The sequence below is a fragment of the Streptomyces sp. DT224 genome (assembly GCF_049844595.1).
Lineage (GTDB): Bacteria > Actinomycetota > Actinomycetes > Streptomycetales > Streptomycetaceae > Streptomyces.
Genome location: NZ_JBNCLI010000010.1, coordinates 127,052 through 140,259 on the forward strand (window position 1 = coordinate 127,052; position 13,208 = coordinate 140,259).

At 71.8% G+C, this 13,208-nt stretch carries 10 protein-coding genes; 8 read left to right on the forward strand and 2 right to left on the reverse strand.

Features of this window, described 5'->3' with window-relative positions; all coding sequences use genetic code 11:
- Positions 1-173: 173 nt before the first annotated feature.
- Entirely contained in the window at positions 174-815 is a 642-nt protein-coding gene (locus ACLQ2N_RS25055) for a CatB-related O-acetyltransferase (protein WP_425816576.1), read from the reverse strand.
- 128 nt (positions 816-943) lie between these two features.
- Positions 944-2,317: a lipase family protein gene (locus ACLQ2N_RS25060; RefSeq protein WP_425816394.1), complete on the reverse strand. Its 1,374-nt coding sequence runs from the start codon at positions 2,315-2,317 to the stop codon at positions 944-946.
- 191 nt (positions 2,318-2,508) lie between these two features.
- Here ACLQ2N_RS25060 and ACLQ2N_RS25065 point away from each other — a divergent pair, with 191 nt between their 5' ends.
- From ACLQ2N_RS25065 to ACLQ2N_RS25100, 8 genes are all read left to right on the forward strand, one after another.
- A complete protein-coding gene (locus ACLQ2N_RS25065) occupies positions 2,509-3,324 on the forward strand; it encodes an SAM-dependent methyltransferase (RefSeq protein WP_425816395.1) in 816 nt (271 codons plus the stop codon).
- A gap of 109 nt (positions 3,325-3,433) precedes the next feature.
- The gene (locus tag ACLQ2N_RS25070) at positions 3,434-4,477 is read left to right on the forward strand and encodes a hypothetical protein (RefSeq protein ID WP_425816396.1); all 1,044 of its coding nucleotides are present in this window, start codon (positions 3,434-3,436) and stop codon (positions 4,475-4,477) included.
- 54 nt (positions 4,478-4,531) lie between these two features.
- On the forward strand, positions 4,532-4,981 hold the full coding sequence (locus tag ACLQ2N_RS25075; RefSeq protein ID WP_425816397.1) for a helix-turn-helix transcriptional regulator: 450 nt from the start codon (positions 4,532-4,534) through the stop codon (positions 4,979-4,981).
- 84 nt (positions 4,982-5,065) lie between these two features.
- Positions 5,066-7,441: an ATP-binding cassette domain-containing protein gene (locus ACLQ2N_RS25080; RefSeq protein WP_425816398.1), complete on the forward strand. Its 2,376-nt coding sequence runs from the start codon at positions 5,066-5,068 to the stop codon at positions 7,439-7,441.
- 72 nt (positions 7,442-7,513) lie between these two features.
- A complete protein-coding gene (locus ACLQ2N_RS25085) occupies positions 7,514-8,788 on the forward strand; it encodes a hypothetical protein (protein WP_425816399.1) in 1,275 nt (424 codons plus the stop codon).
- A gap of 339 nt (positions 8,789-9,127) precedes the next feature.
- Positions 9,128-11,497, forward strand: a complete 2,370-nt coding sequence (locus ACLQ2N_RS25090) for a sensor histidine kinase (RefSeq protein ID WP_425816400.1) — start codon at positions 9,128-9,130, stop codon at positions 11,495-11,497.
- A complete protein-coding gene (locus ACLQ2N_RS25095; protein WP_425816401.1) occupies positions 11,494-11,898 on the forward strand; it encodes a roadblock/LC7 domain-containing protein in 405 nt (134 codons plus the stop codon). Before ACLQ2N_RS25090 ends, ACLQ2N_RS25095 begins: the two co-directional genes overlap by 4 nt.
- A gap of 100 nt (positions 11,899-11,998) precedes the next feature.
- Positions 11,999-13,207, forward strand: a complete 1,209-nt coding sequence (locus ACLQ2N_RS25100) for an ABC transporter substrate-binding protein (protein ID WP_425816577.1) — start codon at positions 11,999-12,001, stop codon at positions 13,205-13,207.
- Position 13,208 lies beyond the last annotated feature (1 nt).

Genomic DNA, 13,208 nt, shown 5'->3' on the forward strand with positions numbered 1-13,208 from the left:
ACCGCCGCGTCGCCACCCCGGCGACGGCCGGGCGGTGGGCGCGGGTGCGCGGTGTGCCGGACGGGACGGGGGCGTGCCCCGGCCGCGTCAGCCGTAGAGCTGGACGATGTTCATGCGGCGACCCTAACCGCCGCCCGGTGCGCGCGCACGCGCATTTCCGGGCAGCGGGGCGGTCACGCCCCGGGAGCGGCCGCTTCGAGGTCGTCCACCGTGCCGGACATGAGGGTCCGGATGTGGGCGGTGATGTGCTCGGCCGGCCAGTCCCACCAGGCCAGCGCGAGGAGGCGGGCGACGTCCTTCTCGGCGTAGCGGGTACGCAGCAGCCGGGCCGGGTTGCCGCCGACGATCCCGTAGTCCGGCACGTCCTTGGTGACCACCGAGCCGCTGCCGATGATCGCGCCGTGGCCGATCCGCACGCCGGGCAGCACGGTCGTCCCGTGGCCGAACCAGACGTCGTTGCCGACGACGGTGTCGCCCCGGTTGGGCAGCCCCCCGAGCAGGTCGAAGTGGTCCGCCCAGGAGCCACCCAGGGTGGGGAACGGGAAGGTGGACGGGCCGTCCATGCGGTGGTTGGCGCCGTTCATCAGGAAGCGCACACCCGTGCCGAGCGCGCAGAACCTGCCGATGACCAGCTTCTCCGGGCCGTAGTGGTACAGCACGTTGCGGGTCTCGAACGCGGTGGCGTCATCCGGGTCGTCGTAGTACGAGTACTCCCCCACCTCGATCAGCGGCGAGGTCACCAGCGGCTTGAGCTGCACCACCCTCGGCTGGCCGGGCATCGGGTGGAGCACGGTCGGGTCTGCGGGTACGGGCAGGGGCATGGAGCCTTGTCCTCACGGTCGCCGGTCGGGTCACCGGCCATGATCGCCGCGCCCCGGCCCGTGCGACAGCGGTTTACGGGAAGACCCGCCCCGGCGGGACCGGGGCGGGGCGGGCGTGCGGGTCAGGGCTGGATCGGCATCGACCAGCAGTTGGAGACGGACCGCTTGCCGGCGAGGCGGTCGGTCATCCACGCGATGGCGTCACCCTGGTCGGTGAGGAGCGGCACCATGTGGTTGGTGAGGATCTTGTCGCCGAGGTTGGGCAGGACGACGGCGTCGTAGGTGACGTCGGCGCCCTTGCGGCACCAGTCGACGGCGAGCCGGCGCGCCTGGCTGTGCGGCACGATGTCGTCCTGGGTGCCGGTCGCCACCCGCACCGGTCCGGACGGCTTGAGGGTGCCGATGCGCTGCTTGTCGAGTGCCGCCTGCGCCTTGGGCTCGGCGGCGATGATCTCGCCGAGGGACTTGCCGGTGGTGGTCCACTTGGCGCTCTTCGCGAAGCCGTAGCCGAGGATCGCGTCGCCGACGCACATGGTCGAGGCGTCCTTCAGCGCGGCCCGCCCGGCGTCGTTGATGTTGGCTTCCACGACGTCCCGCAGATCCGCGTCCGCCTGCGCGAAACCGTTGATCGACCAGGCGAGGGCGCCGGCCAGGGCGCTGCCGTCGATGCCCTTCATGGTGGCGGTCAGGTCGGCGGGCGGAGCCCCGGCGTAGGTACCGGCGAGCTGGATCTCGGGGGCGTACGAGGGCTGGAGCTCGGCGGCGGACGCGCTGGCCCCGCCGCCCTGGCTGTAGCCGTACAGGCCCGTCCGCGAGTCGGGCGTGAGCGAGGTGGCGGGCAGCCGGTGGGCGGCGCGGACCGCGTCGAGCAGCGCGTGGCCCTCGTCCACCCGGTTGACGTAGGTGTGGAGGCGGTCGGTGGTGCCGAGGCCCACGTAGTCGGTGACGACGACGGCGACACCGGCGGACAGCAACCGGTAGACGGACAGGGTCTCGTAGCCGATCGACACGGTCTCCGTGGTGGCGGTCAGCGGGTGCTGGAGGGCCAGCGAGGGGGCGCACTGGTCGCCCTGGCCCATGGTGCCCGAGGCCAGCGCGACCAGCGGGCGGGCGCCGCCGCCCTTCCAGGCGGCCGAGGGCTCGATGTAGGCGCCGGTCACCGCGGCCGGCTGCCCGTTGGAGTCGGTCGTGCGGTACATGAGGCGGGTGGCGGTGCCCGGCATCGGGCGGCCGTCCAGGCCGGGCAGGCTCAGGGCGAGCGGCAGGGGCTCGGTCCGGATCAGCGCTCCGTTGGCGGCGGGCAGCTGGGCGGGCGGACTGTAGAAGGCGGGGATGGTCACGCCCCGGGACACGACGGGCTCGGTGCCGTCCGTGGCGGACGCGGGCGCGGCGTACGCGGCCACGCAGGCCGCCGCGGTCACGGCGACGGCCGCGGCGCGCAGGGGACGGACGCGGCGTGGGGGAAGGGTGGAACGCGAACGGTCCTTGCGGCTCAAGGCTCACTCCTCGCTCTGCTCCGGAATACGGGTGAGCGCAAGCTAACAGCGGAGCTTACCGGTGGTAACCCATCGGTAAGTTACGCATTGGTAACTGTCGTCGGAGGCTGAACTCTCGCTGCTGGGACGAGGAGTTGCTTAAGGTGGGCCCCAGCTGATCATCCGCAGCCTCCCGCACCCTGGAGTTGGCCATGTCCCGACCGGAGAACGACCCCACCGCCCCGCTCATCGACACCAGCAAGCCGCATCCCGCGCGGATGTACGACTGGTTCCTGGGCGGCAAGGACAACTACCCGGTCGACGAGGCCATGGGCCGTCAGATGCTGGCCGTGGAGCCGAACGTTCCGGTGATGGCGAAGATCAACCGCGCGTTCATGCACCGCGCCACCCGCTGGCTGTCCGCCCAGGGGGTCCGCCAGTTCCTCGACATCGGCACCGGGATACCCACCGAGCCCAACCTGCACCAGGTGGCCCAGGCGGCCGCCCCCGAGACCCGGGTCGTCTACTGCGACAACGACCCGATCGTGCTGGCCCACGCCGAGGCGCTGCTCAAGGGCACGCCCGAGGGCGTCATCGACTACGTCCAGGCGGACGCGCGGAACGTCGACACCATCCTCGAACACGCGGGCAAGACACTGGACTTCGGCAAGCCGGTCGCGCTGTCGATGATCGCGCTGCTCCACTTCGTGAGCGACGAGGACGGCGCGTACGAGCTGGTGAGCCGGCTGACCGACGTCCTCGCCCCGGGCAGCTACATGGCCATCTCGCAGATCACCGCCGACTTCCACCCGGAGGAGGCGCGCGAGGTGGACAAGATGTACAAGGCCAACACCCTGACGCTCGCCCCGCGCAGCCGCGACCAGTTCGCCGCGTTCTTCGACGGCCTGGAGATCGTGGAGCCCGGCATCGTGGCCGCCGAGGCCTGGCACCCCGAGCTCGGCGAGCCGGTCCCCGGCACGGGCGAGGTCGTCACCCCCGGCTACGTCGCGGTCGCCCGCAAGCCGTAGCGCCCGCACCCTCATCCGCGGCAGCCCGGCGGCCACTTGGGCGTCACCGGGCTGTGTGATGATGCACGGAAAAACGGACCGGCGGGCAGGCCGGGGGCGGGAGGGCAGCGTGGGCCACGGCGGGTCATCCATACCGGACGAGGAGTGGGAGCGTTTCCTGCGGGAGGCCGAGGCCGGGACGCCCGGCGCCCCCGAGGAACCGTCCGCCCGGGCCCGGATGGTGGCCCAGCGGCTGCGCGAGGACAGCGCCCCTCCCCCGGGGTGGCGCGCCCATCAGCCGCCCCGGCGACGCGGCAGGGTCTGGTACGTGGTGGGCCTGGTGGTCGTCGTCGCGCTGCTCGTCGTGGCGCTGGTCCCGGGCCGCGCGGCCGGCTGGCTCGGCTTCCACGGCGGGGGCGGCTCCACGGCGGCGGCCGATCGCCCCACGCCGGACGACCCGTTCAAGGGTTCACCGGCGGAGCACTGGGCCGCCGGGACGGCCGGGATCACGATGCCCTCGGCGCGGGCGACCGGCTGGATGAGCGAGAAGCAGGTGTCCGACGCGCTCGACAGCAGTCTGGCCTTCCTCTCCGACGCCGGCCTCGATCCGGACGTGCTGCGCGGGGAACGGCCGGCGAAGGCGATCGCGGCGCTCAACACAAAGCAGGCCGACGTCAAGGAGTACCTGGCGCACGCCTTCGACACCCCGGGCCGGAAGAACGACCCGCTGCTGCTGTTCAGCCGCTTCGACCCCTCGTACGCCCGCCTGGCCGGCGACGTGATCAAGACGCGCGGCGGGATCACCTACCGGGAGGGCGAGCGGGGCGCGGTCGAGGTCACCGCCGACGTCACCTTCGTCTATCCCCTCGTGCGGGCCTCCGGGGACAGCGACGAGGTCGCCCGTACGATCGCCCGCCGGGAGATCGTGATGAGCTGGGACGACCCCGAGAAAGTGATCATTACGCCGGGCACCTTCTCGCTGAAGTCGTACCGGCTGGACTCCGCCAACGGGGGCTGCGAGAACACCACCGGCTACTTCGTCCCCGAGTTCGGCAAGAAGCGGGGGCCCTCGGACGACGGCACGACGATCGACCCGTACGAGCGGGGCACGTCGATGGACGAGCGCATGGGGGACCGCGACGCCTCGGACTGCGACACGGCCACCCGCACCTGACCCGGGGCGCGCGACACCCGGGCGGGGCGCTCCCCGGCGACGTACGCTTCGGGCGTGACGAGCAAACCCGACGCGGCGCAGAGCCTGCGCGACCTGGCGCGGCTGCGCCGGGTCCGCGACCGGATCGACCGCGAGTACGCCCAGCCGCTGAACGTCGAGGCGCTGGCGCGCGGCGCGCACATGTCGGCGGGCCATCTCAGCCGCGCGTTCCGGAGGGCGTACGGGGAGTCCCCGTACGGCTACCTCATGACCCGGCGCATCGAGCGCGCGATGACGCTGCTGCGCCGGGGGGACATGAGCGTCACCGAGGTGTGCTTCGCGGTCGGCGGCTCCTCGCTCGGCACGTTCAGCACGCGCTTCACGGAGCTGGTCGGGATGCCGCCGAGCGTCTACCGGCAGAAGGCGGCGCAGGCGACCGAGGGCATGCCGTCCTGCGTCGCGAAGCAGGTGACGCGGCCGGTCAGGAATCGAGAAGCCCCGCTGCCGGGGACGCCGCTAGCGTAAGGCGATGTACGGGGAAGGGCCGCCGGTGACAACGGGCGGCGACGACGGGGCTGCGCGACGGCTCCGCCACTACAGGGAGACACCATGAGCAGGGCCACAGGTACGCGGCCGCACGCCGCCGACAGCCACGATCTGATCCGTGTGCACGGGGCGCGCGTGAACAATCTCAAGGACGTCAGCATCGAGATCCCCAAGCGCCGGCTGACGGTGTTCACGGGCGTCTCCGGGTCCGGCAAGAGCTCGCTGGTGTTCAACACCATCGCCGCCGAGTCGCAGCGGCTGATCAACGAGACGTACAGCGCCTTCGTGCAGGGGTTCATGCCCACCCTGGCCCGGCCGGAGGTGGACGTCCTGGAGGGGCTGACCACCGCGATCATCGTGGACCAGCAGCGGATGGGCGGCGACCTCCGTTCGACCGTGGGCACGGCGACCGACGCCAACGCCATGCTGCGCATCCTCTTCAGCCGCCTCGGCACCCCGCACATCGGCCCGCCCAGCGCGTACTCCTTCAACACCGCGTCCGTGAAGGCGAGCGGTGCGATCACCGTCGAGCGCGGCAACAAGAAGACCGTGAAGGCGACCTTCAACCGGACCGGCGGCATGTGCACCGAGTGCGAGGGCCGGGGCACCGTCTCGGACATCGACCTCACCCAGCTCTACGACGACTCCAAGTCCCTCGCCGAGGGGGCGTTCACGATCCCCGGCTGGAAGTCCGACAGCTTCTGGACCGTCCGGGTCTACGCCGAGTCCGGCCTCCTCGACCCGGACAAGCCGATCGCGAAGTACACCGAGAAGGAGATGCGGGACTTCCTGTACCGCGAGCCCACCAAGGTCAAGGTGGAGGGCGTCAACCTCACGTACGAGGGGCTGATCCCCAAGATCCAGAAGTCGTTCCTGTCCAAGGACAAGGACTCGCTCCAGCCGCACATCCGGGCCTTCGTGGAGCGTGCGGTCACCTTCACCACCTGCCCGGCCTGCGAGGGCACCCGGCTCAGCGAGGGCGCCAGGTCCTCGAAGATCGCGGGCATCAGCATCGCGGACGCCTGCGCGATGCAGACCAGCGACCTGGCCGCCTGGATCCGTGACCTGGACGAGCCCTCGGTGGCGCCGCTGCTCACCGCGCTCGGGCAGACCCTCGACTCGTTCGTGGAGATCGGCCTCGGCTACCTGGCGCTCGACCGCCCCGCCGGCACGCTGTCCGGCGGTGAGGCACAGCGCGTCAAGATGATCCGCCACCTCGGCTCCTCGCTCACCGACATCACCTACGTCTTCGACGAGCCGACCGCCGGGCTGCACCCGCACGACATCCAGCGGATGAACAACCTGCTGCTGCGCCTGCGCGACAAGGGCAACACCGTGCTGGTGGTGGAGCACAAGCCGGAGACGATCGCGATCGCCGACCACGTCGTGGACCTCGGTCCCGGCGCCGGAACGGCCGGCGGCACCGTCTGCTTCGAGGGCACCGTCGACGGGCTGCGCGCATCCGACACGGTCACCGGGCGCCACTTCGACGACCGGTCCACACTCAAGGCGGACACCCGCAAGCCCACCGGCGCGCTGGAGGTGCGGGGCGCCTCGGCGAACAACCTGCGCGGCGTCGACGTGGACATCCCGCTCGGCGTGCTGACCGTCGTCACGGGCGTCGCCGGGTCCGGGAAGAGCTCGCTGATCCACGGCTCGGTGGCCGGCCGGGACGGTGTGGTCACGGTCGACCAGAGCGCGATCCGCGGTTCGCGGCGCAGCAACCCGGCCACGTACACCGGGCTGCTCGACCCGGTCCGCAAGGCGTTCGCCAAGGCCAACGACGTGAAGCCGGGCCTGTTCAGCGCCAACTCCGAGGGCGCGTGCCCGACGTGCAACGGCGCGGGTGTCGTCTTCACGGACCTGGCGATGATGGCGGGTGTCGCCACGGTCTGCGAGGAGTGCGAGGGCAAGCGGTTCCAGGCGTCGGTGCTCGAATACCGGCTGGGCGGGCGGGACATCAGCGAGGTGCTGGCGATGTCGGTCGCCGAGGCCGAGGAGTTCTTCGGTTCCGGGGACGCGCGTACGCCGGCCGCGCACCGCGTCCTCGAACGGCTGGCGGACGTCGGGCTCGGCTACCTCAGCCTCGGCCAGCCGCTCACCACGCTCTCCGGCGGTGAGCGGCAGCGGCTGAAGCTCGCCACGCACATGGGCGAAAAGGGCGGCGTGTACGTGCTGGACGAGCCGACCACCGGGCTGCACCTCGCGGACGTGGAGCAGCTGCTCGGGCTGCTCGACCGGCTGGTGGACTCCGGCAAGTCGGTCGTCGTCATCGAGCACCACCAGGCGGTGATGGCGCACGCCGACTGGATCATCGATCTGGGCCCCGGCGCCGGCCACGACGGCGGCACGCTGGTCTTCGAGGGCACCCCGGCCGACCTGGTCGCCGCGCGCTCCACCCTCACGGGCGAGCACCTGGCGCAGTACGTGGGCGCCTGAGCGACCTCACCGCGCGCCCGGTCCGGGTGGCCGGGCGCGCGCGGACGCGGGCCGCTTCCTAGGATGCGGGCCATGACCGACCGTGTGCTCGAACTGCTCCGCGCCCGTCCCGACCTGGCGGAACTCGCCGCCTTCCCCTTCGGCTTCGACGTGGAGCGGGCCTACCACGTCGAGGCGGTGCACCTGGCGTCCGGGATGGAGCTGGAACCGGTCGCGGGGGACGACACCGGCGGTACGTACTTCCTGTGCGGCGGTGCGGCGGTGCTGTACGCCTCGTCCGAGGGCGACGCGGTCCTGATCGCCGACAGCGTCTCCGAGGCGCTGGAGATGCTGGTGCGGCTGCCCGACTGGTGCGAGGGGCTGACCGCGGACCTGGACGAGGAGGGGCTGCGGGCCGCCGTGCGCGCCGGGGACGCGGAGGCGCGCGAGGAGTTCGCCCCCGACCTGGACGCCCGGCGCGCCGCGTTGACCGAGGGTCTGGGGCTGCCGGAGCGGCCGTTGACCGAGCTCTTCGCCCTGGCGGAGTCCGCCGCCCGGCGCACCGAGCCGGATTACCTGCTTCTCAACTCCGCGGAGCTGTGCGCCTACCGGCTGGACGAGGCGTACCGGATGCGGCTGCGGGACGTGGTCCTCGGGCCCGGCCGTGCGGCGCTCCCGGACGCCGGGGAGGGGCCGGAGCCGGACGCGTTCGCCCTGGCCGAGCTGGCGTGCCGTCAGGGCCTGCGCGCCCACGCGACGGTGGCGTTGATCCGGATGCTGGACGACACGGGCCCCGACGCGGACCGGCTGCGGGCGCTGAGCCGGTTCCTGGAGAGGCTGGGAGAGTACGGGCAGGCGGCCCGCGCCCAGTCCGGCCTGCTCTCGCTCCAGGACACGGACCGGGACCGCGCGGCGGAGGCGTACGCGCTCGCCCGGATCGAGCGCGGCAAGGGCGATCTCCCGGCCGCGGCGCTGGCGTTGGAGCGGGCGCGTGAGGCGGTGGGGATGGGCGGTGAGGGCGGTCGCGGGCGCGGTTCCGGCGCGCCCGACGCCACGGTCGAGCAGTGGCACCGTCGCGGTCTCGGCCGGTTCATCGCGCAGCAGCATCTCGAACTGGTGCTGGTCGCCGCCGAGTCGGGTGAGGCGGAGCTGGCGCGCTCGGTGATGGGGCACGCCCGGCTGGTGCTGGGGCACATCGCCAAGGGGTCGGTCAAGGCGCTCGCGCCGCTGTCCGCGCGGGCGCGGTGGGCGGTGGCCGCACTGGAGGGGCGATCAGGTCAAGACGGCGTGCCGTGGAGACCATGTGTCTTTCCAGGATGGCTTGTTCACGGCGCTGTGAAGGGGGTGACGAACCGTCGCCTTCGCTAATCCGCCGCAAGTTCACCCGACTTCGCACACCTGCACGGAGCCTGCCGAGGCGCGTACAGCAGGGCTAATCAGGCGCCCGGCGGCCACTATTGACCGAGTCCGACCGCATTCGCACGTCTAACTGAACGCAAATTTTCGATGCTGCACGCTTCCGGCGTTGTGTACTAGGCATAGGATCAAGCCGCGCAGTGCGAGCCCCACCCACCCCACCCACCCCACCCGTCCCATCCGCAACTGTGCGCACGATGTACGAGCGTCCCTACCGACACCCCACAACCCGTTAACAGGTATCTGCGTGTCACCGATACTCAAGCCCGGTTCCGGCTACGGAGCCGCGCAGTGAAAATCAACCGCCGACTCGTCCTGCTGGTCACCGCTCCGCTCACCGTCGCGGTCACGTTCTCGGCCCTCGCCCTCGCACCCGCCACCAATCAGGCGCTCCAGGCGGACCGGCTGGCCGACATGGTCGACGTCGCCGCCGGCGCAGCTGATTTAACCCACCAGTTGCAGCGTGAGCGCGCGGCGGCCACCGCCCTGGTCTCGGATCAGGGGGACTCGTCGGCCTTCCAGGCGAGTTCCGACGCGACCGACAAGAGCATCGCCGCCTTCAAGAGCCGCGCCGGCGGGCTCTCCGAGGTACCCGGAAGCGCCCGGGAGGCACTGGCCCGCATCGACCGCTTCATCGACGAACTCCCCGCCCTGCGCGCCCAGGTCCGCTCCGGCAGCACCACCATCTCCGCGCTCGCCTTCGGCTACCGGATCGTGATCGCCGACCTCAACGGCTACCGCGACGGCATCGCGCAGGCCGACGGCGTCGACGCCGACATCGCCGACCGCATCCGCGCGGCCGCGGCGCTGTCCGAGGCCGCCGAGCACACCGCGCAGCAGCAGATCACCGTCATGAGGGCGCAGGCCGCCGGTGGCTTCACCGCGGCCTCCCAGCGCACCTTCGACGCCAGCCGGCTCGGCTACACCGAGTCGACGGGCGTGCTGTTCAGCCTCGGCCCGAGCGAGTGGCGGACCTGGCTGGAGCGCACCCTCTCCGGACCGAAGGCCCTGGAGTCCCGCAAACTCGAGGACCGGATCGGGCGCACGGACACCAGCAAGCCGATCGGCGTGACGCCCGAGGAATGGCAGAAGGCGTCCGACGACCGGCAGACCCTGCTGCACCAGGTGGAGGAGCGGATCGACGAATCCGTCGCCGCCACCGTCGACGCGGAGCGCACCAGGCTGCTGTGGACCGCCGGGGGCGAGGTCGCCCTCGTGCTGCTGACCCTCGTCGGCGTCGTCCTCGTCGCCGTCCGCCTCGGCCGGGTCATGATCCGCCGTCTGCGCGACCTGCGCAACGCCGCGCACGAGGTGGCCCACGTCCGGCTGCCCGCCGTCATGAGCGAGCTGTCCCAGCCCGGCGCGCTGAGCGGTGCCACGCCCGAGGAGGTCGCCGAACGCACCGGCAACCCCGTCACCACCACGAGCGGCGACGAGATCGGCGAGGTCGGCGAGGCGTTCAACGCCGTGCACCACGAGGCCGTGCGCCTCGCCGCCGAACAGGCCCGGGTGCACGAGCAGTTCGCCGAGACCCTGGTCCGGGTCGCCCGCCGCGGCGCCCAGCTGACCAGTGTCATGGTGTCCGAGCTGGACACGGTGCAGCGCGACGAGGCCGACCCGGAGCGCATGAAGACGCTCTTCGCCCTCGACCACCTCGCGATCCGCATGGAGCGCAACACCAACAACCTGCTGGTGCTGGGCGGTTACGGCAACGCCCGGGTGCGGTCCGCCGACATCGGCTGCTCCACCGTCATCGTGGCGGCGGCCCAGCAGATCGAGCGTTTCGACCGGGTGTCCCTCGGCGCGATCGAGGCGGGCATCGGCATCGCCGCCCGCGCCGTGCACGACGTCGCGCACATCCTGGCGGAACTCCTCGACAACGCCACCCGCTTCTCCCCGCCCGACGCCCAGGTCGGGGTCGCCGTCTGGCGGCTGTGGGACCGGGCCGTCGTCCAGATCGTGGACGAGGGCGTGGGCATCGCGGCGGACCGCCGTGCCGCGCTCAACGCCGGGCTGCGCGAGCCGAAGTCGGGCATCGGTGACGTGCGGTCCATGGGTCTGCACGTGGTGGCGCGCCTCGCCGCCCGCCACGGCATCGTTGTCGAGCTGCGCGACTCCTCGGGGCCCGGCACCATCGCCGAGGTCACCCTGCCCAAGGACGTGCTGGCCGAGGTGTCCGAGGAACCGGCCCTGCCGACGGAGAACGGCTTCGAGTCGCCCCGTACGGTCGTCACCCGCCGCAAGCCGGACCACGTACGCGGACGGGCCGGCCGCCCGGTCGGCGCGGGCATCGGCGCCCGTGCGGGCGCCCCGGCGGACCCGGGCACGCGCGAGGAGCACGAGGCCCCGGCCCGTACGGACGTCGCCGACGCGCCCGCCCCGCATCCCGTGCACGACGAGCCGGCCTCGCGCATCGCGGGCGTCAGCGCGTCCGGCCTGCCGGTCCGCAAGCGCACCGCGCCCCAGCAGTGGCCGGCGCGGGAGAAGCGGGCCGGTACCGAGCAGCGGTCCGGCGCCGGTGCGTCGCGGCCGACCCCCCGCCGCCGGGACTCCCGGCAGGTATCCGACGTCCTGGCGGCCTACGCCCAGGGCATCAGCCGGAGCACGAACCCCCGCGGGCGTCCCGCCACCAACGACGACACCGAACGGACCAAGAAATGACCTCACCCACCGACCTGAGCTGGATCCTGAGCGACTTCGCCGGACGCATCCCGGAAGTCACCCAGGCGATAGCCGTGTCCGTGGACGGACTCGCGCTCGCGTACACCGGCGTGGAGCGCGACGACGCCGACCGGCTGGCCGCCATCGCCTCCGGCGTCGTGAACCTGCTGTCCGCGGCCGCCCAGCTGACCGACACCGACCCGGTGGAGCACAGCCTCACCGCGATGGAGGGCGGCTACATGTTCTCCATGGCCGTCTCCAGCGGTGCCTCGCTCCTGGTGATGACCACCAGGGACGCGGACATCGGCGAGGTCAGCTACATGATGTCCGAGCTGATCAACCAGGTCGGCGACTCGCTGTCCCCCCAGGTCCGTTCCCCGCACGCCTCCCCCACGCACTGACCCGGCCGTCCCCCACGGCCGCACACCGACCCGTCCGCGGAGCCCACGCCCCGCGGTCGGGTCACACCGTTGCCCAACCACTCCCCCGATGAGAGCACTCATGTTCTTCGACATACCCCGCCGCACCCGCCACCGCAGACTCGTCCGGCCCGTCGGCGCCGCCGCCCTGGCCCTCGGCCTGGCCGCCGTCACCGGTTGCAGCAGCGACAGCGGTTCCGGCGACGAGACCGTCAAGGTCGGCCTGGTCGCCTCGCTTTCCGGCACCTACAAGCCGGTCGGCACCGACCTGCGCGACGGCTTCCAGCTGTACCTGAAGACGCACGACAACAAGCTGGGCGGGCGCAAGGTCGAGCTCATCGTGGCCGATGAGGGCGACGGCCCGCCGACCGCCGTTCCGGCCGCCACCAAGCTGGTCAAGAAGGACAAGGTCGACGTGCTGACCGGTCTGGTCAGCGGTGGCTCGGTCAACGCGGTGCTGCCGCTGGTCGGCCAGGCGAAGATCCCCTTCCTCGGCTCCAACGCCCGTCCCGAGGTCAAGGACCCCGAGTACGTGTGGACGACGAGCTTCATGTCCGACGAGCCGGGCAAGGCCATCGCCCCGTACGTCAAGGAGAAGGTGAACGGCCCGGTCTACGCGATCGGACCGGACTACCAGGGCGGCTACGACGAACTGCGCGGGTTCACCGACGAGTTCAAGCGCGTCGGCGGCAAGCTGGCCAACCCGGACGGCAAGACCAAGTGGACGCCGTTCCCGAAGACGACCAACTTCATGCCGTACTTCGCGGAGATCGCCAAGACCGACGCCAAGGCGGTCTACTGCTTCTACGCCGGCAAGGCCGCGATCGACTTCGCCAAGCAGTACGCGCAGTCCGACGTCGCCGACCTGCCGCTGTACACCGCCTTCGTCACCGAGGGCAGCGTGCTCCAGGCCGAGGGCCAGGCCGCCAAGGACATCTACTCCGTCCTGAACTACGCGCCGGACCTCGACAACGCGGCCAACCGCAAGTTCGCCGCCGACTGGACCGCCGAGCACGACACCCAGCCGACCACGTACGCCATGTCGTCCTACGACGCGGCCGCCGTGCTCGACAAGGCGATCGCGGACGCCGCGAAGAAGGGTGACGTGACCTCGGAGACGATCAACAAGGCCATCGCGAGCCTGGGCCAGATCGACAGCCCGCGCGGCAACTGGGAGTTCAGCAAGAAGGCGCACGCGCCGGTGCAGACGTGGTACCTGCGCCAGGTGCGCCCGGACGGCAACCAGCTGTCCAACGTCATGGTCCAGGACCTGGCGACACTCGGCGGCTGAC